Origin of the sequence: Kitasatospora viridis (assembly GCF_007829815.1) — a bacterium.
GTDB lineage: Bacteria > Actinomycetota > Actinomycetes > Streptomycetales > Streptomycetaceae > Kitasatospora > Kitasatospora viridis.
The window spans coordinates 4,687,935-4,710,411 of sequence record NZ_VIWT01000001.1 but is presented as its reverse complement, the minus strand read 5'-3'; the positions used below and the strand labels follow the sequence as shown (position 1 = coordinate 4,710,411).

The following is a 22,477-nucleotide window of genomic DNA, read 5'->3' as shown; positions in this document are numbered from 1 at the left end:
ACACCGGGCACCTCCAGACGACCAGATCCTGACACCGGGGTATTCCGTGAAAAAGCTCTCCGCACGACGGCGCCACCCACTGGCAGCGCTCGTCGTCCTACTCTTCGCCCTCGTGGCCTCCGGGGGGCTGTACGCCGCGTTCGCGCCCACCGAGCAGGCGCAGGCCGACAGCTCCGCGCAGTCGCTCGCGATCGACGAGGGCAAGCGGCTCTTCGCCGTCGGCTGCTCCTCCTGCCACGGACTGAACGGCCAGGGCAGCAGCATGGGCCCGAGCCTGGTCGGTGTGGGCTCCGCCGCCGTCGACTTCCAGGTCGGTACCGGTCGCATGCCCGCGCAGCAGCCCGGCGCCCAGGTCCCGCGCAAGAAGACCATCTACAACCAGTCCGAGATCGACCAGCTGGCCGCCTTCGTCGCTTCGCTCGGCCCCGGCCCGGCGACGCCGACCAAGGACCAGTACACCTCCACCGAGACGGACGCCATCTCCAAGGGTGGCGACCTGTTCCGGACCAACTGCTCTCAGTGCCACAACTTCGCCGGTGCCGGTGGTGCTCTGACGCAGGGCAAGTTCGCCCCGTCGCTGGAGAACGTCGACCCGAAGTACATCTACGAGGCCATGCAGACCGGCCCGCAGAACATGCCGTCCTTCCCGGACAGCACCATGCCGGAGCAGCAGAAGCAGCAGATCGTGGCCTTCGTGCGCTACCAGGCGAACGAGGCGCCCAACCCCGGTGGCCTGTCGCTCGGCAGCCTCGGTCCGGTCACCGAGGGTCTGTTCGGCTGGATCTTCGGCCTCGGCGTCCTGATCGCCGTCGCGATCTGGGTCGCAGCCCACACCACCAAGGCCAAGAAGTCATGAGCCACGACATGTCAGACGACAACCTGCCGACGGCGCACGACGCCGTCCACGGCCACGGCGAGGCCGCCGTCGCCGAGAACCCGTTCGCGGACCCGGGCCTGCCGGCCCACGAGCCGCGCCGGACCGACATCGACGAGCGGGCCGCCAAGCGTGCCGAGCGTCAGGTGTCCCTGATGTTCGTCGTGTCGATGCTCGCCACCGTGGGCTTCATCGCCTCCTACGTGGCGATCGACAAGTCGAAGATCGTCTACATCTTCCCGCTGGGCCACATCAGCGCGCTGAACTTCGCGCTGGGCATGACCCTCGGCGTCGCGCTCTTCTGCATCGGCGCCGGCGCCGTGCACTGGGCCCGCACCCTGATGTCGGACGTCGAGCTGCCGGCCGAGCGCCACGCGATCGAGGCCGACGACGAGACCCGCGCGGACGTCATCCAGCAGTTCAAGACCGGTGCCGGCGAGTCCGGCTTCGGCCGCCGCAAGATGATCCGCAACACCCTGATCGGCTCGATGGCGCTGGTCCCGCTCTCCGGCGTGATGCTGCTGCGCGACCTCGGTCCGCTGCCGGAGAAGAGCCTGGACAGCACCGGCTGGAAGGAGGCGACCCCGGACGCCCCCATCCGCCTGATCAACATGAACACCAACGAGCCGATGAAGGCCGAGGACATCGGCATCGGTTCGCTGACGTTCGCCAAGCCCGGCCCGTCGGCCTCCCGCCCGGGCGGTCTGCAGGAGACCGACGAGGACTTCCAGCAGGCCATCGCCAAGGACGCGCTGATGCTGATCCGCATCCAGCCGGACGACATCAAGGACGACAAGTCCAAGGGCCTGGGCTTCGAGGGCGTGCTCGCCTACTCCAAGATCTGCACCCACGTCGGTTGCCCGATCTCGCTGTACGAGCAGCAGACCCACCACGCCCTCTGCCCGTGCCACCAGTCGACCTTCGACCTGTCGGACGGCGCCCGCGTCATCTTCGGCCCGGCCGGCCACCCGCTGCCGCAGCTGAAGATCACCACCGATCCGTCGGGCTACCTGATCGCCACCCAGGACTTCGCCAAGCCCGTCGGCCCGAGCTTCTGGGAGCGCAGCGCATGAGTTCCTCCTCCAGCGCCAAGCAGGCCGCTCCGGCCAGCACTCGCGCCAAGCCCGCGAACAAGGCCGAGGCCGCCGCGGACTACCTGGACGGCCGGCTCGGGATCTACTCCCTGGCCAAGTCCAACCTGCGGAAGATCTTCCCGGACCACTGGTCCTTCATGCTCGGTGAGATCTGCCTCTACACCTTCATCATCATCATCCTGACGGGCGTCTACCTGACGCTCTTCTTCAAGCCCAGCATGGGCGAGGTCGTCTACAACGGCTCCTACGCCCCGCTCAACGGCATCCACATGTCGGAGGCCTACGCCTCGACGCTGAACATCAGCTTCGAGGTCCGCGGCGGTCTGCTGATCCGTCAGATCCACCACTGGGCCGCCATCGTCTTCGTCGCCGCGATGTTCGTGCACATGATGCGCGTCTTCTTCACCGGCGCGTTCCGCAAGCCCCGCGAGATCAACTGGATCTTCGGCTTCCTGCTGCTCTTCCTGGGCTTCTTCGACGGCTTCCTCGGGTACTCGCTCCCCGACGACCTGCTCTCCGGCACCGGCATCCGGTTCATGGAGGGCGCGATCCTGGCCGTCCCGCTGGTGGGCACCTACATCTCGTTCTTCCTGTTCGGCGGGGAGTTCCCCGGCACCGACATCGTGCCGCGGTTCTTCACCATCCACGTGCTGCTGATCCCGGGCATCATGCTCGGCCTGCTGGTGGCGCACCTGATCCTGGTCTTCTACCACAAGCACACCCAGTGGGCGGGCCCGGGCCGGACCGAGAAGAACGTCGTCGGCATGCCGCTGATGCCGGTCTACATGGCCAAGGCCGGTGGCTTCTTCTTCCTGGTCTTCGGCATCATCGCGGCGATGTCCGCGATCGCCTCGGTCAACCCGGTCTGGGCCTACGGCCCGTACCGTCCGGACCAGGTCTCCACCGACGCCCAGCCCGACTGGTACATGGGCTTCGCCGAGGGTCTGATCCGCGTCATGCCGGGCTGGGAGGTCCGGGCCTGGGGCCACACGCTGAACCTGGGCGTGTTCATCCCGCTGATGCTCTTCCCGCTGGTCCTGGTGGCCATCGCGGTCTACCCGTTCATCGAGAGCTGGATCACCGGCGACAAGCGCGAGCACCACATCCTGGACCGCCCGCGCAACGCCCCGGTCCGCACCGCCCTCGGTGCCGCCTGGATCAGCCTGTACCTGGTGCTGCTCTCCGGCGGTGGCAACGACCTGATCGCGACCCACTTCCACCTGTCGCTGAACGACATCACGTACTTCGTGCGGGCCGGTTCGTTCATCGTCCCGGTGATCGTCTTCTTCGTGACCAAGCGCTGGTGCCTCGGCCTGCAGCGCCGTGACAAGGAGAAGGTGCTGCACGGCCGCGAGACCGGTGTCATCAAGCGGCTGCCGCACGGTGAGTTCGTCGAGGTGCACGCCCAGCTCGACCCGACCGCGCTGCACAAGCTCACCAACCACGAGCAGTACGAGCCGGTCGAGCTGCCCGCCGAGGTGGACGAGAACGGCGTCGCCCGCAAGGCCGGCGTGGTCGCCAAGACCCGGGCCAAGCTCTCCGAGGGGTACTTCGGCGAGGGGAACCAGATCCCCAAGGCGACCGCCGAGGAGTTCAAGGAGATCACCAGCGGCCACGGCCACCACTGATCCCCACCTGCAGTCAGCCACCTGAGGGCCCCTGCCCGGCATCCGCCGGGCAGGGGCCCTTGGCATATCCACCCGTCACCCGCCGGGGCCGGCGCGCACGGGTGCACAATATGGTGACGCCCCGTCAGCCCCGCACAAGGAGCCGCAGCAAGTGCAACTGAGCATCGACCACGCCGGGCCCACTCCCCCGTACGAGCAGCTGCGCTCGCAGATCGCCGAGCAGGCCAGGGCGGGCGCGCTGCCCGCCGGGCTGAAGCTGCCGACGGTGCGGGCCCTGGCCGAGCAGCTCGGCCTGGCCGCCAACACGGTGGCCCGGGCCTACCGCGAGCTGGAGGCCGACGGCGTGGTGGAGACGCACGGGCGGCGCGGCACCCTGGTGGCCGCGGTGGGCGACACCGCGCACCGGCTCGCGGCCGGTGCGGCCACCGAGTTCGCCGGCCGGGTGCAGCGCCTGGGCCTGACCCGCGACGAGGCCCAGGCGGCCGTCACCGGCGCGCTGGACCTCGTCTACGGGTCGGCGGGTCGCTAGGTCTGCGGCCGCAGCGTGGCGGCCGCCTGGGCGGCCGGCTGCGGTGCCCCGGTGCTGACCGGGTGCCCCAGCGCACTGCCCTTGAGCCAGTCGCTCCAGGACACGTTCCAGTCCCCGAAGCCGTTGCCGAACGGCTCCATCTGGTGCCCGTGGCTGTTCACCACCTGGACGATGTCGCCCACCCGGGTCTGCTCGTAGAACCACTTGGCGTTGTCGGTGCTCATCCCGGTGCAGCCGTGGCTGACGTTCTCCACGCCCTGCGAGCCCACCGACCAGGGCGCCGCGTGCACGTACTCGCCGCTCCAGGTCACCCGGGTGGCCCACTCGACCTTGAGGTCGTAGGACTCGCTGCTGCCCTGCGCGATGCCGATGGTCTCGCTCTTCATCTGCACCGAACGCTCCTGGCCCAGCACCACCTTGATGCCGTTGCGGGTGTCGAAGCCGGGCTTGCCGGTGGTCACCGGCATGGTGCTGACCACCTCGCCGTTGCGCTTGAAGGTCATCTGGTCGCTGGACGCGTCCACGATCGCCTCGACCCGGTCGCCGGTGCTGAACGAGACGGTGGAGGCCGGTCCGCCGTAGAGCCCGGCGGTGTCGATCGCGGTGCCCTGGCCGTCCCAGCTGAGCCGCACCTTGGTCCCGGCCGGCCAGTAGTCCTGCGGCCGGAAGTGCAGGTCCTTGCCGTCCACCCAGTACCAGGCGCCGGTCACCGCGGGCGTGGAGACCACCGAGAGCTCCTGCTCCACCCGCTGCCGGGCGGCCGGGTCGGTGACCGCCTCGGAGAGCTGCGCGGTGAGCGGCTCGCCCACCCCGTAGGTGTCCTTGCCGAGGTCGGGGCCCAGCGTCACGGCCAGCGTCCGGGCGGCCTGCTCGGTCGTCAGGTCGGTGCTGGTCTCGCCGCGGCCGCCGTGCGTGTCGGCGGCGGCGATCCGGGCGGTGTAGTGGGTGCCCGGGGCCAGCGGCCCGGTGCTGTGCCAGCTGTGGCCGTCCGGGTCCAGCACGCCGGCCACCTGGCGGCCGTCCGGGCCGCTGAGCGTCACGTCGGTGAGCCGGTCGCCGGCCTGGGCGGTCACCGTGAACGGCTTCCCCGGGTCGGCGTCGGCGGTCGCCGAGGTGCGCACCGCCCGTCCCGCGTCGATCGCGCGCGGCGCCGAGCCACCGCCGTCGGAACAGGCCGCCAGCGGTGCCGCCAGCAGCGGTGTGACGGCCAGCCAGGCCGCCCCGCGGCGGCCCCGGGCCCGTGCGCTCCCCCGGTCTCCTGCCCATCTGACGGTCACCGGATCCTCCTGAGGTTCGGACGATGCATCAGATCGTAGGAACATCTCCGCACCTGGACCGGGCCCACGCACGCCACTGCGCCCGGCCGGGTGAAGGCGCCACCGGAACGGCCCAACAAAAGGGGCGGGACCCCTCCGAAGAGGGGTCCCGCCCGGTCGGTCGAGCGCCGGAACCTACTGGTTCTGGTTCTCGCCGCGGTAGAACTCGAAGACCCAGCCGTACAGGCCGACCGCGATGATCGGAGCGGCCCAGAACATCAGCCACCAGCCGAAGATGATGCTGGAGAAGGCGAGCGCACCACCGATCGCCAGGGAGAGCGGCTGCCAGCTGTGCGGGGCGAAGAAGCCCATCTCACCGGCGTCGTCCGAGACCTCGGCCTCGGGGTTGTCGCCCGCGCCCTGGTCCACCCGACGGGCCGTGAAGCCCAGGTAGAAGGCGATGAACGCGCACAGGCCGAAGGCCAGGAACAGCGCCGTGGTGCCGGCCGCCTCGATCCCGTGCGACGAGTGCGTCGTCCACAGACCGTAGGTGATGGCCATGATCAGGACGAAGACGGAGAGACCCGCGAAGATCTTGCCCTGTTCCTTCATCAGGCGTTGCCCCCCTTCTCCTTCTTGCCGTGGTCGTACTCAGCCGGGATGACGCCCTCAAGGTGCTTGGCCGGGTGGCCGTGGTACTCAAGGTAGTCGAGCTGCGCGATGTCCGGGTGGTGCAGGTCGAAGGCCGGGGATTCCGACCGGATCCGCGGCAGGGTGAGGAAGTTGTGCCGCGGCGGCGGGCAGGAGGTCGCCCACTCCAGCGAACGGCCGTAGCCCCACGGGTCGTCGACGTCGACCTTCTCGCCGTACTTGGCGGTCTTCCAGACGTTGTAGAGGAACGGCAGGATCGACAGGCCGAGCAGGAACGAGCCGATGGTCGAGACGGTGTTCAGCGTGGTGAAGCCGTCCGAGGCCAGGTAGTCGGCGTAGCGGCGGGGCATGCCCTCGGCGCCGAGCCAGTGCTGCACCAGGAAGGTGCTGTGGAAGCCGATGAACAGCGTCCAGAAGGTGATCTTGCCGAGCCGCTCGTCCAGCATCTTGCCGGTCATCTTCGGCCACCAGAAGTGGAAGCCGGCGAACATCGCGAAGACGACGGTGCCGAACACCACGTAGTGGAAGTGGGCGACGACGAAGTACGAGTCCGAGACGTGGAAGTCGATCGGCGGGGAGGCCAGCAGCACACCGGTCAGACCACCGAAGAGGAAGGTCACCAGGAAGCCGACGGTCCACAGCATCGGGGTCTCGAAGCTGAGCGAGCCCTTCCACATGGTGCCGACCCAGTTGAAGAACTTCACACCGGTCGGGACCGCGATCAGGAAGGTCATGAAGGAGAAGAACGGCAGCAGCACCTGGCCGGTGACGTACATGTGGTGCGCCCACACCGTCACCGAGAGGCCGGCGATGCCGATCGTCGCGGCGATCAGGCCGGAGTAGCCGAACATCGGCTTGCGACTGAAGACCGGGATGATCTCGGAGACGATGCCGAAGAACGGCAGCGCGATGATGTACACCTCGGGGTGACCGAAGAACCAGAACAGGTGTTGCCACAGTAGGGCTCCACCGTTCGTTGGGTCGAAGATATGGGCCCCGAACTTCCGGTCCACCTCCAGCGCGAAGAGCGCGGCGGCGAGCACCGGGAAGGCCAGCAGCACCAGCACGGCGGTCAGCAGGACGTTCCAGACGAAGATCGACATCCGGAACATCGTCATGCCGGGCGCGCGCATGCAGATGATCGTGGTGATGAAGTTGACCGCGCCGAGGATGGTGCCGAAGCCGGAGAAGGCCAGACCCATGATCCACATGTCGGCGCCGACACCCGGCGAACGCACCGCGTCGGAGAGCGGCGAGTAGGCGAACCAACCGAAGTCGGCCGCACCCTGCGGGGTGAGGAAGCCGCCGACCGCGATCAGCGAGCCGAACAGGTAGAGCCAGTAGGCGAACATGTTCAGTCGCGGGAAGGCGACGTCGGGGGCGCCGATCTGGAGCGGCATGATCCAGTTCGCGAAGCCCGCGAAGAGCGGGGTCGCGAACATCAGCAGCATGATCGTGCCGTGCATGGTGAAGGCCTGGTTGAACTGCTCGTTCGAGAGGATCTGGGTCCCCGGACGAGCCAGCTCGGCGCGCATCACCAGCGCGAGGATGCCACCGATCAGGAAGAACGCGAACGAGGTACCGAGGTACATCGTGCCGATCGTCTTGTGGTCGGTGGTGGTCAGCCACTTGATGATGGTGGCGCCGGGCGTGCGGGTCCGCTTCGTGGATCCGCCGGCCGCGGCAGTGCCCCCATGCGCCCCGCCGGCCGCGGCGGGTTCGTTGAGGATGGTCACTTCTCTTCACTTCCCATGCTCGTGATGCCCGAGGGCACCGCGCCGGCCTGGCCCATGGCCCGCAGGTCCTGCAGGTGCTTCACGTAGTCGTCGTGCGAAACGACCTTCACCTTGAAGAGCATCCGGGAGTGGTCCACGCCGCAGAGCTCCGCGCACTTGCCGTCGAAGGTGCCGATCACGGTCGGGGTGACCTCGAACTTGTTCGTCACGCCCGGCACGACGTCCATCTTCATCATGAAGTTGACGGGCCAGAAGTCGTGGATCACGTCACGGGAGGTCAGCCGGAACTGCACCGACTCGTTGACGGGGAGCCAGAGGGTCGGCATGTCCTTGGGGGTGCCCACGTCGTAGGCGGCGACCTGGCTGTTGGGGTCAGGAATCTCGGTGTTCTCGTAGTTGAACGCCCAGCTCCACTGGAAGCCCACCACGTTGACGTAGTGCTGCGGCTTCGCGGAGACGGACGTCAGCTTCGCCTCGTCGCGGGCGACGAAGTAGAAGAGGACCGAGACGATGACGATGGGGACCGCGGTGTACAGCGCCTCGATGGGCATGTTGTACCGGGTCTGGGTGGGGATCTCGATGCCGGTGCGGCTGCGCCGGTGGAAGATCACGCTCCAGATGATCAGACCCCACATCAGTACGCCGACCACCAGCGCCGCGATCCAGGACCCCTGCCACATCTGGAGGACGAGGTGACCGTCCTTGGTGACAGGGCTGGGGAGGCCAAGCCTGGGCAGGTCATTGGCCGAGCAGCCGGTAGCGGTCGCGATGACGAGGCCCAGTGCCAGCGCCTGAGGCAGCTTCCGCCGCTTCGTGCGCCGCGGCGAGCGGTCGGAGCCGTTGGGACTCACGTAGCGCCTTCCCGAAGTCTCGCCCGCTGCGCGCCGCCCCCGGAGTACTGTTGCCTCCCCGGCGACCCGTCCACGGGCACGGTTTGAATGCTTATGCGGGCCAAACCCTACTCCAGCCTTATGCGGACCTGACGAGCAGGTCCCGGTAACGCGCCGCCCGGCTACCCGATCAGCCGCCGCAAGCGCGGACTCCCAGGTCATGGCGGCCTTTCGGACTCCGTACGCCCGATCGAGTGAGCCCACTGGGACGACCGGGTGACGGTCCGTCGGACGGGGACGAAGCGGACAAAACCCACCCGCCCGCGGAGATCGACTGACGGTTCGTGAGGGGCCGGTACGGTGTCCGGTGTGTCGTCCTCCCCGAGCGCCTACTTCGACGCCGCCTCAACCGCCCCCCTGCACCCCGTCGCACGCCAGGCACTGACCGCCGCCCTGGACGAGGGCTGGGCCGACCCGGCCCGGCTCTACCGCTCCGGCCGACAGGCCCGGATGCTGCTGGACGCGGCCCGGGAGACCGTCGCCGAGGTGCTGGGCGCCCGGCCCGACGAGGTCTCGTTCACCGCCGGCGGCACCCAGGCCGTCCAACTCGGCGTCCTGGGCGCGCTGCGCGGGCGCCGCCGGACGGGCCGTCACCTGCTGCACTCCGCCGTCGAGCACTCCAGCGTGCTGCACACCGCCGAGCGGCACGCGGCCGACGGCGGCGAGGCCGAGAGCGTCCCGGTGGACCGGCTCGGCCGGGTCGACCCCGCCCGGTTCGCCGCCGCCGTCCGCCCGGACACCGCGCTCGCGGTGCTCCAGTCGGCCAACCACGAGGTCGGCACGGTGCAGCCGGTCGCCGAGACGGCCGAACTCCTCGGCGGCGTACCGCTGCTGGTGGACGCCGCGCAGAGCGCCGGCCGGCTGCCGGTCCCGCACGGCTGGTCGCTGCTGACGGCCAGCGCGCACAAGTGGGGCGGCCCGGCCGGGGTCGGCGTGCTGGCCGTGCGCAAGGGCACCCGGTTCAACTCCGCGCTGCCGGCCGACGAACGGGAGGGCGGCCGGGTCCCCGGCTACGTCAACGTGCCGGCCATCGTCGCGGCGGCCGCCTCGCTGCGCGCCGTGCGGGACGGGGCGGCGGCCGAGAACGCCCGGCTGCACGCCCTGGTGGAACGGATCCGGCGCGAGGTGCCGCGGCTGGTTCCGGAGGTCGAGGTGGTCGGCGACCCCGTCGGCCGACTCCCCCACCTGGTCACCTTCTCCTGCCTCTACGTCGACGGCGAGGTGCTGCTCACCGAGCTGGACCGGGCCGGCTTCGCGGTCTCCTCCGGCTCCTCCTGCACCTCCAGCACGCTGACCCCCAGTCACGTGCTGGCCGCGATGGGCGTGCTGACCGAGGGCAACGTCCGGGTCTCGCTGCCCGCCGGCACCACCGCGGCCCAGGTGGACCGGTTCCTCACGGTGCTGCCGGAGCTGGTCGCCCGGGTCCGCGAACCGCTCGGCCTCGACCTGCCCGCCCCCGCACCCGCACCCGCACCCGCCGCCCAGCGGACCCTGGTGCTGGACGAGTTGGGCAAGCGCTGCCCGCTGCCGGTGATCGCACTGGCCCGGCGGATCGGCGAGGTGGCCCCCGGCGGCCTGGTCGCGGTGCTGTCCGACGACGAGGCCGCCCGGCTGGACATCCCCGCCTGGTGCCAGATGCGCGGTCAGGAGTACGGCGGCGAGGCCCCGGCCGCCGACTACGGGGGCGACCGGGGCACCGCCTACCTGGTGCGGCGCACCGACTGATCAGGCGTCGAGCTTGTCGGCCAGCTCGGCGGCGGCCTCCTGGCCGTAGGCGCCCTGGAAGCGCTCCAGGAACTTGGCCGGGCGCAGCTCGTACTCCTGCGGGCCGACCGACTCGATCACCAGGGTGGCCACCATGCAGCCGAGCTGCGCGGAGCGCTCCAGGCCCAGGCCCCAGGCCAGGCCGGAGAGGAAGCCGGCCCGGAAGCCGTCGCCGACACCGGTCGGGTCGGCCTTGGTCAGCTCGGGGGCGCAGGGCACGGTGATGTCCGGCTCGCCCTTGCGCTGGATCCGCGCGCCCTTGGCGCCCAGCGTGGTGATCCGGGTGCCGACCCGGTCCAGGATCTCGTCGGGGCCCCAGCCGGTCTTGGACTCGATCAGCGCGGCCTCGTACTCGTTGCTGAACAGGTAGGCGGCGCCGTCCACGATCTCCCGGATCGCCTCGCCCTCCAGGCGGGCCAGCTGCTGCGAGGGGTCGGCGGCGAAGGCGTAGCCCCGGCTGCGGCACTCCTGGGTGTGGCGGACCATCGCCTCCGGGTCGTCGGCGCCGATCAGCACCAGGTCCAGGCCGCCGACCCGGTCGGCGATCGGCTTCAGCTCGATGTTGCGGGCCTCGCTCATCGCGCCGGTGTAGAACGACGCGATCTGGTTCTGGTCCTGGTCGGTGGTGCACATGAACCGGGCGGTGTGCCGGCTCTCCGAGATGCGCACCGACTCGGTGTCCACGTTGTGCCGGTCCAGCCAGGCGCGGTACTCGGCGAAGTCGGCGCCGGCCGCGCCGACCAGGACCGGGCGCTGGCCGAGCAGGCCCATGCCGAACGCGATGTTCGGGGCCACGCCGCCGCGGCGGATGTCCAGCGTGTCCACCAGGAACGAGAGGGAGACGGTGTGCAGCTGCTCGGGGACCAGCTGGTCCGCGAACCGACCCGGGAAGGTCATCAGGTGATCGGTTGCGATCGAACCGGCGACGGCGATGCGCACGGGGTGTACTCCTCGGTAGGGGGCGCTGCTGAACAACCCCCACACGGTACCGGCCGCCGGTGCCGGGCAGGTAGCGATCGCCCGTTCTCGGGCCGGCCGGAGGACTACCACCGGGTAAGCCTGGCCGGGCGCCGCCGGGCCGCCTAGGGTCGCGATCAACGGGCCCGACCGGGGTCCGAAGTCCGCGGCAGCGCCGCCGCGGCCGGCGATCGGAGCCCCTCCGCATGCAGCCCACCCACTCCCCCGCGCACCAGCACGGCGAGGCCGATCCGGACACCCTGGCCGCCCTGCTGGACTCCTCGCGGCGGCTCAACCGGTTCTGGCCGGCCCAGGTGGGCACCCCCCAGCCCGGCTCCGCGCCGCACCGCCCGATCACCGTGCCGGCCCGGACCCGGGCACTGGTCGCCACCATGGCCGAGTACGGCGGCTGAGCCCGGGCGCGGAACCCGCTCCGGGGAACCGGGAACCGGTTTCGGCGGTGCCACGTCAGATCCGCGCAGCCACCCGCTGCGAGCAGGGATCCGCCGAACACTGGAGGACGTCGCACCATGGACGAGAAGACCACCGCACCCCGCCCGGCCGCTCCGCACCGGCAGCCGGCCCGCCGGCGGGCGCTGGCAGCGGCCGCCCTGCTGCTGTCGGTGACCGCGGCGGTCAGCGCCTGCGGCAGCAGCAGCGGCGCCAAGCACGACACGGCCGGCGCGAGCTCCTCGGCGTCCTCCAGCGCCTCGCCCTCCGGCTCCGCCTCCACGGGCGCCACCAGCGGCGCGCCCTCGGCCCCCGGCTCCACCGACCCGTCGGCCCCGGGCGGCTCGGCCTCCGCCGGCGCCGGCAGCGGCAGCGGCAGCGGCGGCACGGGCGCTGGTGGCTCCGCACCCACCCCGGCGCCGCAGGGCAACAACACCCCCGGCGCCCCCGCGCAGCCCACCCCCGGCAACGGCGGCGTCACCCCGGAGCCGGTGGACCCGATCCACCCCACGGCGGCCTTCAAGCCGCTGAGCTACCTGGCCAAGGGCAACCAGCTGACCGTCTTCTTCGACGGCGGCATCTGCGACAAGTACGGCCTGAAGATCAGTGAGGACAAGCCGGGCGTGGTCGGGGTGGACGTGATCATCACCCAGCGCCAGCCCACCGGCCAGATGTGCCCGGCGCTGGCCCGCCAGCAGTCGGTCGTCGGCACCATGGCGCAGCCGCTGAACGGCCGCTCGGTGGTCAGCCTGCGGGACGGCTCCGCGGTGCCGCTGGAGTCGGCGCCGAACGGCGGCCCGGTGAGCGCGGGCAACTGACCCGCGCCGAACGGCACAGCGAACAGCACGGCGGCGGCCCCCGGAAGGTTCCGGGGGCCGCCGCCGTGTGCCGTTCGGCTACCGCTGTCGCTTAGCTGAACGAGTCGCCGCAGGCGCAGGAGCCCGTGGCGTTGGGGTTGTCGATGGTGAAGCCCTGCTTCTCGATGGTGTCGACGAAGTCGACGGTGGCGCCGCCCAGGTACGGGGCGCTCATCCGGTCGGTGACGACCTTGACGCCACCGAAGTCCTTGACGACGTCGCCGTCGAGCGAGCGCTCGTCGAAGAACAGCTGGTAACGCAGGCCCGAGCAGCCGCCAGGCTGCACGGCGACCCGCAGCGCGAGGTCGTCGCGGCCCTCCTGGTCCAGCAGGGCCTTCACCTTGGCCGCTGCGGCATCGGTAAGGAGCAGACCACTCTCGACGGTGGTCTCGTCCTGGACGGTCATCTGTTACTCCCGGTCTGTGACGACATTTGTGCCGCCAGTGCCAACCAGCGGCTGCCCGGTTTGATTCCGGGCAGAGGTTCTGGCGTTCCTTGTGCGCGGCGAGCGGGCCCGAGCCCGTCCGCGTTGTCCGTTCCATGCTCGCACATGAGCAAAATCCGGGGCACGGTCCGGGGCCGGGCGGCGAAGATGGGGGGATGATCCTTCGTCAACTGCGCGACTCCCACGCCGACGCCGAGGCCGTCCGGGAGATCGCCCTGGCAGCCTTCGGCAACCTCGCCTCCGGTGACGGCGGCCCGCAGCACCTGCCGACCGAGGCTCAGGACGTCTTCCACCGCGCCCGGACCAGGCACCTGGCCGCCGCCGACCCGGGCGGCTGCTGGCTCGCGGTGGCCGAGGACCGGCCGGTCGGCTTCGCGCTGTCGGCCCGCCGGGAGGGGGTGTGGATCCTCTCGCTGACCGCGGTGCTGCCCGAGTACCAGGGCCGGGGCGTCGGGCGGCTGCTGCTGGAGCGGGCCGCCGAGCACGGGCGCGGCTGCCTGCGCGGCATGATCACCGTCTCGGTGGACCCGGCGGCCGCCCGCCGCTACCGCCGGGCCGGCTTCCAGTTGCATCCGACCATGCGGCTGAGCGGCGAGGTGGACCGCGCCGGGCTGCCGCCGGCCGCCGAGCTGCCGGTGCTGCGCGGCACCGCCAAGCACCTGGAGCTGCTGGACTCGATCGACCGCCGGGTGCGCGACGCCGCGCACGGCGTCGACCACCAGCTGATGCTCGCCCACTACGAGGAGCTGCTGGTCTGCGACACCATGGCCGGCACCGGCTACTGCTACCGCGACGGCGGCACGGTCAAGCTGCTGGCGGCCACCTCCCGCCGGCTCGCCGCCCGGCTGCTGCTGGAGGCGCTGGCCCGGGTGCCGGTCGGCACCCCGGCCAAGGTGGAGTGGCTGACCGCCGACCAGGAGTGGGCGGTGGACGTCGGCCTGGACCTGGGGCTGACCCTGGAGAACCGCGGCTACCTGGCCCTGCGCGGCATGAAGCCGCCGCCGGCGTACCTGCCGAGCGGCGGCTTCCTCTAGGAGTCGGGAGGTGCCTCTAGGAGTCGGGAGGTGCCTCTAGGAGTCGGGAGGTGGCTCCAGGAGCTGGAGGGTGTGCCTCAGACCATGGTGTCGAGGATCTCCCGGACCATCTCCATCGTGGTGCCCGGGTGCAGGAAGGCGAACCGGGCCACCGTCTCGCCGTCCCAGCCGGTCGGGGTGACGAAGCCCACCTGGTCCGCGAGCAGCTGCCGGGACCACGCGTAGTACTGCTCCTCGGTCCAGCCGGTGCGGCGGAAGCAGACCGCGGAGAGCTGCGGGTCGTGCAGCAGCTCCAGGTGCGGGGTGCGGCGGATCAGCTCGGCGGTCTCGCGGGCCAGGGTCAGGCCGGCCTCGATCGCGTCGGTGTAGGCCTGGGTGCCGTGCACGGCGAGCGAGAACCAGAGCGGCAGGCCGCGGGCCCGGCGGGTCAGGTGGTAGGCGTAGTCGGTGGGGTTCCACTCGTCGCCCTCGTGGTGCAGCACGTCCAGGTAGCCGGCGTCCTGGGTGTGCACGGCCTTGGCCAGGCGCGGCTCGCGGTAGATCAGCGCGGCGCAGTCGAACGGCGCGAAGAGCCACTTGTGCGGGTCCACCACGAAGGAGTCGGCGTGCTCGATGCCGTTGTAGCGCTCGCGGACCGACGGGGCGAACAGGCCGGCCCCGCCGTAGGCGCCGTCCACGTGGAACCACAGCCCGCGCTCGCGGGTGACCTGGGAGAGCCCCTGCAGGTCGTCGATGATGCCCTCGTTGGTGGTGCCGGCGGTGCCGACCACGGCGATCACGGTCTCCGGGTTGGGGTCGGCGGCGAGCGCCGCGCGCAGCGCCTCGCCGGTGAACCGGCGGTCCACGGTCGGGACCTTGAAGGCCTCCACGCCGATGATGTTGAAGGTGTTCTTCACCGAGGAGTGCACCTGGTCGGCCACCGCGATCCGCAGCCGCACCTCCGGCCCGACCCCCAGCTTGCGGCGCGCGGTGTCCCGGGCGACCACCAGGGCGGAGAGGTTGCCGGCCGAGCCGCCGGAGACGAAGGTGCCGCCGGCCGTGTCGGGCAGCCCGGCCCGGTCGGCTATCAGCCGCAGCACCTGGTTCTCGGCGGCGATCGCCCCGGCCGCCTCCAGCCAGGAGATGCCCTGCAGCGAGGCGCAGGAGACCACCATGTCGAAGAGCAGCGCGGCCTTGGTCGGCGCGCACGGGATGAACGAGAGGTAGCGCGGGCTGTCGGCGGAGATCACCGCGCGGGACAGCTCGTGGTCGTAGAGCTTGAGCACGTCGGCCGGCGCGTTGCCGTGCTCGTTCAGCAGGCCGGCCAGGTGGGCCCGCAGCTGCTCGCCGTCGCCGGGGTGGTCGAGCGGCACCGGGTCGTACTGCAGGCGCTCGCGCATGTAGCCGAAGACCAGGTCCACCAGGTCGTTGTCGGGCTGGTGCATGCGGTGCGGGGCGCGGCTCACTGGAGGCTCCTTCGACTGAATAACTGCTGTTCAGCCTAGGCAGCGAGGTCGAACGCGCGCGCGTCCGAATGCGCCGTGCCGGGCAGTTTTCGAGCGTCTTCCGTGCCCGGCGCGCAGGATTCCTGCGTCAGCCGATCAGCCGGGAGAGCACCACCGAGCTGCGGCTGCGCTGCACCCCGGGCTCCTTGCGGATCCGCTCGATCACCGCCTCCAGGTGGCGGGTGTCGGCGGCCCGCAGGTGCACCAGCGCGTCGGGGTCGCCGGTGACCGTCCAGGCCGCGACCACCTCGGGGAACTGGCGCAGGCTGGCCAGGATCTCCTCGGGGGCGGTGCGCTCGCGGCAGTACACCTCGACGAAGGCCTCGGTCTGCCAGCCGAGCAGTTCCGGGTCGAGCACCACGGTGAAGCCGCGGACCACGCCGCGGGCCCGCAGCCGGTCGATCCGCCGGCGCACGGCGGTGGCGGAGAGGTTGGCGAGCAGGCCGATCTCGGCGTACGAGGCCCGCCCGTCCCGGCCCAGGTGGGCGAGGAGCAGGCGGTCGGTCTCGTCCAGGTCGACCGGCGGTCTGCTGCTGCTCATGGCCGGAGGTCTCCCGGGTGGTTCGGATTGCGGACGGCGGTGTCGTCCCCATTCTCCCGAACGCCGGTGATCAGTCCACCGTGAGGACGATCTTGCCCCTGGTCCGGCCCTCGGCGTTGAGCGACTGGGCGGAGGCGGCCTGGGCCAGCGGGAAGGTCGCGGCGACGTTGACGGTGAGCCGGCCGGCGTCGGCCAGGTCGGCGAGCGCGGCCAGGTCGGCGGCGTCGGGGCGGACGAAGACGAAGCGCCCGCCCAGGTCGAGCACCGCGGGGTCGACGATCGAGGCGATCCGCCCCGGGTCGGCCACCAGCTCCCGGCTGGCCGCCAGCGCCGGGCCGCCGACCAGGTCGAAGGCCGCGTCCACGCCTTGCGGTGCGAGCGCCCTGACCCGGTCGACCAGGCCGCTGCCGTAGCGCACCGGCTCGGCGCCCAGCGAGCGCAGGTACTCGTGGTTGTGCTCGCCGGCGGTGCCGATCACCCGAGCGCCGAGCGCGACCGCGATCTGGGTGGCGAAGCTGCCCACCCCGCCGGCCGCCGCGTGGATCAGCACCGTCTCGCCGGGCTTGACCGCGAGCGCGTCGCGCAGCCCCTGGTAGGCGGTCAGCCCGGCCAGCGGCAGGCCGCCGGCCTGCGCCCAGTCGAGCGAGGCGGGCTTGTGCGCCAGGGTCCGGACGGGAGCGGCGACCAGCTCGGCGTAGGTGCCGTGCTGCACGGAGTCCTTGCGGACGTAGCCCATCACCTTGTCGCCCACCTGGTACTCGGTGACGCCGGGGCCGACCCGCTCCACCACCCCGGCCGCGTCCCAGCCCAGGACCAGCGGGAAGTGCACGTCCAGGACGGCGTCCACCAGGCCCTCGCGGACCTGCCGGTCCACCGGGTTGACGCCGGCCGCCCGGACCCGCACCAGCACCGCGTCGGGGGCCAGTTTGGGGTCCGGCAGGTCGAGGTACTCGACGACCTCCGGGCCACCGTAGCGATTGATCGCGATTGCCTTCATTGCTCCAGCAAACACGCTCCCAGGGCACCCCGCACCGGCTGCGCGGGGCCACTACAGACCGCACAGACGATCGCGTCACATCGACACGATGTCCATCGTCAGAGTGACGCGAACGGGTTATCATAGATAACGTCAGATAGACGAGAAGGCTGGGAGCGTCCGGCCGCACAGGAGGGCACCCGCCCGTGACCACCACCGTTGACACCAGCTTCGCCGAGCCCGCCGCCACGCCGCTCGCCCTGCTCCTGCTCGGCCGCCAGGCCGACCCGAACAGCGAGCGCGGCGTGGAGTGCCCCGGCGACCTGCCTCCGGCCTCCGACCCGGACCTGGTCGAGCGCGCCCGCGCCGCCAAGGCCAAGCTCGGTGACCGCGTCTTCATCCTGGGCCACCACTACCAGCGCGACGAGGTCATCGAGTTCGCCGACGTCACCGGTGACTCCTTCAAGCTCGCCCGCGACGCCGCGGCCCGCCCGGAGGCCGAGTACATCGTCTTCTGCGGCGTGCACTTCATGGCCGAGTCCGCGGACATCCTCACCACCGCCGCCCAGCAGGTCGTGCTGCCCGACCTGGCGGCCGGCTGCTCGATGGCCGACATGGCCACCGCCGAGCAGGTCGCCGAGTGCTGGGACGTGCTGACCGAGGCCGGGATCGCCGACACCGTGGTGCCGGTCTCCTACATGAACTCCTCCGCCGACATCAAGGCCTTCACCGGCAAGCACGGCGGCACCATCTGCACCTCCTCCAACGCCAAGCGCGCCCTGGAGTGGGCCTTCGAGCAGGGCGAGAAGGTGCTCTTCCTGCCGGACCAGCACCTGGGCCGCAACACCGCGGTGCGGGACATGGGCTTCTCGCTGGACGACTGCGTGCTCTACAACCCGCACAAGCCGAACGGCGGCCTGACCGTCGAGCAGCTGCGCGACGCCAAGATGATCCTCTGGCGCGGCCACTGCTCGGTGCACGGCCGGTTCACCGTGGACTCGGTGCGCGAGGTCCGCGAGCGGATCCCGGGCGTGACCGTGATGGTGCACCCGGAGTGCCGCCACGAGGTGGTCGCCGCCGCCGACGAGGTCGGCTCGACCGAGTACATCATCAAGGCCCTGGACGCCGCCGAGCCCGGCTCCAAGTGGGCGATCGGCACCGAGCTGAACCTGGTCCGCCGGCTGGCCAACGCCCACCCGGACAAGGAGATCGTCTTCCTGGACCGCTCGGTCTGCTTCTGCTCCACGATGAACCGGATCGACCTGCCGCACCTGGTCTGGGCGCTGGAGTCGCTGGTCGAGGGCCGGGTGCCGAACGTGATCACGGTGGAGCCGGAGACCGAGAAGTACGCCAAGGCAGCGCTGGACCGGATGCTGGCCCTGCCGTAGGCGCCGCCCGCGCACGCCGAGAGGGGCGGCACACCGTTCGGTGTGCCGCCCCTCTCGTTCGGTACGTGCTCGGACCTACTCCGGGATGCCCGGGATCAGCCCGTCGCCCTCGGCCCGGAGCAGTTCGCGGACCTCCTCGATGGTGGCGCCGTCCTGCGGCAGGATCGAGTCGGACGGGCCCAGGTAGTCGGCCGCCACCGGGGTGGCGACCTCCCGGATCGCGCCGAGCAGGTTGTCCAGGGTGCTGCGGAACACCGTCTCGTTACCCGAGTCCAGCGCCGCGAGCAGCTCGTCGTCGAGCTGGTTCAGCCGGTTGAGGTGCTCGTCGGCGACCTCGAACTGGCCCTCCCCCATGATCCGCATGATCATGCCGGTCTATCTCCCTGCGTTCGGAGCTGGCTGGACGTCACTTCTGGTAGTTGATGGTGCCGGGCGGGGTGTCCTGCTGCCCGTGGCCCGGCTGCTGCTGGTGCTGCGAACCGCCGTTGCCCTGCTCGATCGCGGCCGGGCCGGACGGCCCGCCGCCCAGCTCGGCCTTCATCCGGGCGAGCTCCAGCTCGACGTCGCTGCCGCCGGCCACCCGCTCCAGCTCGGCCTCGATGTCGTCCTTGCGGCCGAGGCCGGAGGAGTCGTCCAGCGCGCCGGAGGCGAGCAGCTCGTCGATCGCGCCGGCCCGGGCCTGCATCTGCGCCGTCTTGTCCTCGGCCCGCTGGATCGCCAGGCCCACGTCGCCCATCTCCTCCGAGATGCCGGAGAACGACTCGGCGATCCGGGTCTGCGCCTGGGCGGCGGTGTAGGTCGCCTTGATGGTCTCCTTCTTGGTGCGGAAGGCGTCCACCTTGGCCTGCAGGCGCTGGGAGGCGAGCGTGAGCTTCTCCTCCTCGGCCTGCAGCTGCTGGTACTGCACCTGGAGGTCGTTGATCTGGGACTGCATCGACGACTTGCGGGTCAGCGCCTCACGGGCCAGGTCCTCCCGGCCCAGCGAGAGCGCCTTGCGGCCCTGGTCCTCGTACTTGGCCGACTGCTGCTGCAGCTGGGTCAGCTGGAGCTCCAGGCGCTTGCGCGAGGTGGCCACGTCGGCGACCCCGCGGCGGACCTTCTGCAGCAGTTCGAGCTGCTTCTGGTACGAGTAGTCGAGCGTCTCGCGGGGATCCTCCGCCCGGTCCAGGGCCTTGTTGGCCTTGGAGCGGAAGATCAACCCCATACGCTTCATGATTCCGTCGCTCATGGGCCTCGGGTGCCCCCTTCTCCGGGCTGCGGATTGCTATCTCGTACCGAATTATCTACTGCGAGTGTAGGTGCAGCGTGGCAATGACCGCAGTACACCTACCTGCAACAAGACTGCTACGACGGGACCGGTCCCGGCGTCCTCCCCGAGGTGGATCCGGACCCTCACCCGTGGTCGGGCCGCCCCTGGGGTCCGTCGTCCGGGACGGCCACCCCGTACCCTGGTCGTGTGTTCCGACGCCGTTCAGATGAAGCCCCCTCCTCCGCCACCGCACTGGCCGAGCAGGACGCCGCGCCCCAGTCCCGCGATCCGCAGGCGAAGAAGGGCCGCCCCACCCCGAAGCGCAGCGACGCCGAGGCCAATCGCCGCCAGCGGGTGACCGTGCCCAAGGACCGCAAGGAGGCGGCCCGCCAGTCGCGCGAGCGCCTGCGGGTGCAGCGCGAGAAGCAGCGCGAGGCGCTGCTGAACGGCGACGAGCGGGCGCTGCCGGCCCGCGACAAGGGCCCGGTGCGCCGGTTCGCCCGCGACTACATGGACTCCCGCTGGTCCGTCGCCGAGTTCTTCCTGCCGTTCGCGGTGCTGATCCTGGTGCTCAGCGTGCTCCGGGTGCCGCTGCTGCAGCTGCTCTCCACGCTGCTCTTCCTGCTCTTCCTGATCCTGGTCGTGATCGACTTCGCCCGGCTCAGCTTCGGCCTGCGCCGCGCGCTCGCCAACCGCTTCCCGGAGGAGAACGCCCGCGGCGCCGTGATGTACGCGCTGATGCGCAACCTCCAGCTGCGCCGGCTGCGGCTGCCCAAGCCGCAGGTGAAGCGGGGCGAGCACCCCTGACCGCGGAACCGCTGCCGTACGACCGGCCGCCCGCCAGCCCGGTCAACGGCGGTGGGCCCGGTCCGTACGCGCTGCCCGGGCAGGCCGGCGGGGGGCACGACCGCGGCCACCAGCAGGCCGGCCACGCCGCCCACGGGTACGCCGGGCAGCACGGCCTGCCGGCCCGCAGCGGCTCCTTCGCCGGCGGTGCCGGCGCCTGGCTCGACCGGCAGGGCGGCCTGCACAACCTGGTCCGCCAGGAGATGGTCGGCCGCCAGCTGGCCGAGCAGCTGACCGGGCACTTCGGCGAGCGGGCCACCAGGGCCCCGCTGCGGGTGCTGGACGTCGGCTGCGGCCAGGGCACCCAGGCGGTCCGGCTGGCCCGGGCCGGCCACTGGATCACCGGCCTGGACTCCGACCCGGTCACCCTGGGCGCCGCCCAGGCGATGCTCGGCGCCGAGCCGCCGCAGGTGCGCGAGCGGGTCCGGCTGCTCAGCGGGGACGGCCACCACTGCGGGCGCTGGTTCGCGCCCGGCAGCTTCGACGTGGTGCTCTGCCACGGCGTGCTGATGTACCTGCCCGACCCGGGCCCGCTGATCGCCTCGCTGGCCCGGATGGTCGCGCCCGCCGGCCTGCTCTCGCTGCTCGCCCGCAACCGGGACGCGCTGGCCATGCGGGCCGGCCTCACCGGTGACTGGCGGGCCGCCCTGCAGGCCTTCGACTCGGACCACTACACCAACCGGCTGGGCCTGACCGCCCGCGCCGACCGGCTGGCCGACCTGGCCACCACGCTGCGCGAGGTCTCGGTGCCGCTGCGGCACTGGTACGGCGTGCGGGTCTTCACCGACGCGATGCCGGACCACGCGGCCCCGGTGGACGGGCGCCAGCTCGGCCAGCTGCTGGACGCCGAGGACCGGGCCGGCCGGGCGGACCCGTACCGGCAGGTGGCCGCGCTGATGCACCTGGTCGGCACCAAGTAGCCGACCGGCACGGCACGCCCCGGTGACGCCCCGTCAGGACTCCTGCAGGCTCATCGTGTAGATCTCGGCGCCATCCTCCAGCAGCACCACGCGGTCCACGCCGTCCGCCTTGAGGGTCTTCCACTCCTCGCCGATCCAGCTCTCGGCGTCGCCCTGGCTGCCGAAGTCCTCGGCCGGCTCGGCCGGACCGGCCACCGCGCCGTCCGCCGCCAGGTACTTCCAGGTCCACGCCATGGTCCGCTCCTTCTGTCGACTGCTCAGCAGGCAGGCTGCCCGCCCTGCCACCGCTCAACCCCGGTGGGCCAGGATGGAGCGTATGACACGCACCCTGATCCTCGGCGGGGCCCGCTCCGGCAAGTCGACGAGGGCCGAGCAGCTGCTCCTGGACCACCCCGACGTGCTCTACGTGGCCACCGGCGGAACCCGGGCGGACGACGCGGACTGGGCCCGGCGGGTCGAGCTGCACCGGGCCCGCCGACCGGACGGCTGGCGCACCGCCGAGACCTGGGAGCTGGAGCGGGTGCTGGCCGACGCCGCCGACCCGGCACCGGTGCTGATCGACTGCCTGGGCCTGTGGCTGACCCACGTGATGGACGGCGCCAACGCCTGGGACGACGACGAGTGGGCCCGCTGGGCGGAGACCTCCGTGACGATGCGCTGCGCCGAGCTGGCCGAGGCCGTCCGGCTGACCCGGCGCCGGGTGGTGCTGGTCAGCAACGAGGTCGGGCTGGGCGTGGTGCCGGCCACCGCGGCCGGGCGACGGTTCCGGGACACCCTGGGCCGGCTCAACATGGCGGTCGCCGAGTCGGCCGACCAGGTGCTGCTGGTGGTCGCCGGTCAGGCGCTCACCATCAAGAACGCCGCCTCCTGACCCCCCTGCGGGGCGGAGCCGATTGGTAAGGTTCCCC

24 protein-coding genes are annotated in these 22,477 nt (G+C 71.4%); 12 read left to right on the top strand and 12 right to left on the bottom strand.

What is annotated here, in order from left to right:
- Positions 1–46: 46 nt before the first annotated feature.
- The 4 genes from qcrC (at position 47) to FHX73_RS21225 (ending at position 4,125) form a co-directional block, all read left to right on the top strand.
- Complete coding sequence (qcrC, locus tag FHX73_RS21240) at positions 47–856, top strand: cytochrome bc1 complex diheme cytochrome c subunit (protein ID WP_145906510.1); 810 nt, start codon at positions 47–49, stop codon at positions 854–856.
- Positions 853–1,947 carry a cytochrome bc1 complex Rieske iron-sulfur subunit gene (qcrA, locus tag FHX73_RS21235; RefSeq protein ID WP_145906509.1) on the top strand — a complete coding sequence of 365 codons (1,095 nt, stop codon included), beginning with the start codon at positions 853–855 and terminating at the stop codon, positions 1,945–1,947. The genes qcrC and qcrA overlap by 4 nt, the downstream gene beginning before the upstream one ends.
- Positions 1,944–3,596 carry a cytochrome bc1 complex cytochrome b subunit gene (gene qcrB / locus FHX73_RS21230; RefSeq protein ID WP_145906508.1) on the top strand — a complete coding sequence of 551 codons (1,653 nt, stop codon included), beginning with the start codon at positions 1,944–1,946 and terminating at the stop codon, positions 3,594–3,596. Before qcrA ends, qcrB begins: the two co-directional genes overlap by 4 nt.
- Positions 3,597–3,747: 151 nt before the next feature.
- Entirely contained in the window at positions 3,748–4,125 is a 378-nt protein-coding gene (locus FHX73_RS21225) for a GntR family transcriptional regulator (protein ID WP_145906507.1), read from the top strand.
- On the opposite strand, the gene FHX73_RS21220 is transcribed toward FHX73_RS21225, so the two are convergent.
- The 4 genes from FHX73_RS21220 to ctaC form a co-directional block, all read right to left on the bottom strand.
- A complete protein-coding gene (locus FHX73_RS21220) occupies positions 4,122–5,402 on the bottom strand; it encodes a L,D-transpeptidase (RefSeq protein WP_246213627.1) in 1,281 nt (426 codons plus the stop codon). The two genes, FHX73_RS21225 and FHX73_RS21220, sit on opposite strands and share 4 nt — an antisense overlap.
- Before the next feature lie 174 nt (positions 5,403–5,576).
- Complete coding sequence (locus tag FHX73_RS21215; protein ID WP_145906505.1) at positions 5,577–5,993, bottom strand: cytochrome c oxidase subunit 4; 417 nt, start codon at positions 5,991–5,993, stop codon at positions 5,577–5,579.
- Positions 5,993–7,768 carry an aa3-type cytochrome oxidase subunit I gene (gene ctaD, locus FHX73_RS21210; RefSeq protein ID WP_145906504.1) on the bottom strand — a complete coding sequence of 592 codons (1,776 nt, stop codon included), beginning with the start codon at positions 7,766–7,768 and terminating at the stop codon, positions 5,993–5,995. The genes FHX73_RS21215 and ctaD overlap by 1 nt, the downstream gene beginning before the upstream one ends.
- Positions 7,765–8,619, bottom strand: coding sequence for an aa3-type cytochrome oxidase subunit II (gene ctaC / locus FHX73_RS21205; RefSeq protein ID WP_145906503.1), 855 nt, complete (start codon positions 8,617–8,619; stop codon positions 7,765–7,767). The genes ctaD and ctaC overlap by 4 nt, the downstream gene beginning before the upstream one ends.
- A gap of 348 nt (positions 8,620–8,967) precedes the next feature.
- On the opposite strand from ctaC, the gene FHX73_RS21200 reads away from it, so the two are divergent.
- Positions 8,968–10,383, top strand: coding sequence for a cysteine desulfurase/sulfurtransferase TusA family protein (locus tag FHX73_RS21200; RefSeq protein ID WP_145906502.1), 1,416 nt, complete (start codon positions 8,968–8,970; stop codon positions 10,381–10,383).
- On the opposite strand, the gene FHX73_RS21195 is transcribed toward FHX73_RS21200, so the two are convergent.
- A complete protein-coding gene (locus FHX73_RS21195) occupies positions 10,384–11,361 on the bottom strand; it encodes a carbohydrate kinase family protein (protein WP_145906501.1) in 978 nt (325 codons plus the stop codon).
- A gap of 224 nt (positions 11,362–11,585) precedes the next feature.
- Between FHX73_RS21195 and FHX73_RS21190 the strand changes: the two genes are divergently transcribed.
- Both FHX73_RS21190 and FHX73_RS21185 read left to right on the top strand, forming a co-directional pair.
- Entirely contained in the window at positions 11,586–11,792 is a 207-nt protein-coding gene (locus FHX73_RS21190) for a hypothetical protein (RefSeq protein WP_145906500.1), read from the top strand.
- 117 nt (positions 11,793–11,909) lie between these two features.
- The gene (locus tag FHX73_RS21185; RefSeq protein WP_145906499.1) at positions 11,910–12,647 is read left to right on the top strand and encodes a hypothetical protein; all 738 of its coding nucleotides are present in this window, start codon (positions 11,910–11,912) and stop codon (positions 12,645–12,647) included.
- A 91-nt stretch (positions 12,648–12,738) separates the two neighbouring features.
- Here FHX73_RS21185 and erpA read toward each other — a convergent pair whose 3' ends face one another.
- Positions 12,739–13,092 carry an iron-sulfur cluster insertion protein ErpA gene (gene erpA, locus FHX73_RS21180; RefSeq protein ID WP_145906498.1) on the bottom strand — a complete coding sequence of 118 codons (354 nt, stop codon included), beginning with the start codon at positions 13,090–13,092 and terminating at the stop codon, positions 12,739–12,741.
- Between the two features lie 194 nt (positions 13,093–13,286).
- On the opposite strand from erpA, the gene FHX73_RS21175 reads away from it, so the two are divergent.
- Positions 13,287–14,165 carry a GNAT family N-acetyltransferase gene (locus tag FHX73_RS21175; protein ID WP_145906497.1) on the top strand — a complete coding sequence of 293 codons (879 nt, stop codon included), beginning with the start codon at positions 13,287–13,289 and terminating at the stop codon, positions 14,163–14,165.
- 77 nt (positions 14,166–14,242) lie between these two features.
- Here the strand turns inward: FHX73_RS21175 and FHX73_RS21170 are convergent, their stop codons facing one another.
- From FHX73_RS21170 to FHX73_RS21160, 3 genes are all read right to left on the bottom strand, one after another.
- On the bottom strand, positions 14,243–15,610 hold the full coding sequence (locus FHX73_RS21170) for a pyridoxal phosphate-dependent decarboxylase family protein (protein ID WP_246213626.1): 1,368 nt from the start codon (positions 15,608–15,610) through the stop codon (positions 14,243–14,245).
- A 127-nt stretch (positions 15,611–15,737) separates the two neighbouring features.
- Entirely contained in the window at positions 15,738–16,190 is a 453-nt protein-coding gene (locus tag FHX73_RS21165; protein WP_145906496.1) for an Lrp/AsnC family transcriptional regulator, read from the bottom strand.
- A gap of 70 nt (positions 16,191–16,260) precedes the next feature.
- Complete coding sequence (locus FHX73_RS21160; RefSeq protein WP_145906495.1) at positions 16,261–17,187, bottom strand: NADP-dependent oxidoreductase; 927 nt, start codon at positions 17,185–17,187, stop codon at positions 16,261–16,263.
- Between the two features lie 185 nt (positions 17,188–17,372).
- Here FHX73_RS21160 and nadA point away from each other — a divergent pair, with 185 nt between their 5' ends.
- Positions 17,373–18,554, top strand: coding sequence for a quinolinate synthase NadA (nadA, locus tag FHX73_RS21155; RefSeq protein WP_145906494.1), 1,182 nt, complete (start codon positions 17,373–17,375; stop codon positions 18,552–18,554).
- A gap of 75 nt (positions 18,555–18,629) precedes the next feature.
- Here the strand turns inward: nadA and pspAA are convergent, their stop codons facing one another.
- Positions 18,630–18,923, bottom strand: a complete 294-nt coding sequence (gene pspAA / locus FHX73_RS21150) for a PspA-associated protein PspAA (protein ID WP_145906493.1) — start codon at positions 18,921–18,923, stop codon at positions 18,630–18,632.
- 37 nt (positions 18,924–18,960) lie between these two features.
- Positions 18,961–19,767 carry a PspA/IM30 family protein gene (locus FHX73_RS21145; RefSeq protein WP_145908426.1) on the bottom strand — a complete coding sequence of 269 codons (807 nt, stop codon included), beginning with the start codon at positions 19,765–19,767 and terminating at the stop codon, positions 18,961–18,963.
- A 243-nt stretch (positions 19,768–20,010) separates the two neighbouring features.
- On the opposite strand from FHX73_RS21145, the gene FHX73_RS21140 reads away from it, so the two are divergent.
- Positions 20,011–20,610 (top strand): DUF3043 domain-containing protein, encoded by a 600-nt coding sequence (locus FHX73_RS21140; protein ID WP_145906492.1) that lies wholly within the window; start codon positions 20,011–20,013, stop codon positions 20,608–20,610.
- A 242-nt stretch (positions 20,611–20,852) separates the two neighbouring features.
- Positions 20,853–21,569, top strand: coding sequence for a class I SAM-dependent methyltransferase (locus tag FHX73_RS21135; protein ID WP_145906491.1), 717 nt, complete (start codon positions 20,853–20,855; stop codon positions 21,567–21,569).
- 33 nt (positions 21,570–21,602) lie between these two features.
- Here the strand turns inward: FHX73_RS21135 and FHX73_RS21130 are convergent, their stop codons facing one another.
- The gene (locus FHX73_RS21130; RefSeq protein ID WP_145906490.1) at positions 21,603–21,803 is read right to left on the bottom strand and encodes a hypothetical protein; all 201 of its coding nucleotides are present in this window, start codon (positions 21,801–21,803) and stop codon (positions 21,603–21,605) included.
- Between the two features lie 82 nt (positions 21,804–21,885).
- Here FHX73_RS21130 and cobU point away from each other — a divergent pair, with 82 nt between their 5' ends.
- Positions 21,886–22,440 carry a bifunctional adenosylcobinamide kinase/adenosylcobinamide-phosphate guanylyltransferase gene (gene cobU / locus FHX73_RS21125; RefSeq protein WP_425461406.1) on the top strand — a complete coding sequence of 185 codons (555 nt, stop codon included), beginning with the start codon at positions 21,886–21,888 and terminating at the stop codon, positions 22,438–22,440.
- Positions 22,441–22,477: the final 37 nt, after the last annotated feature.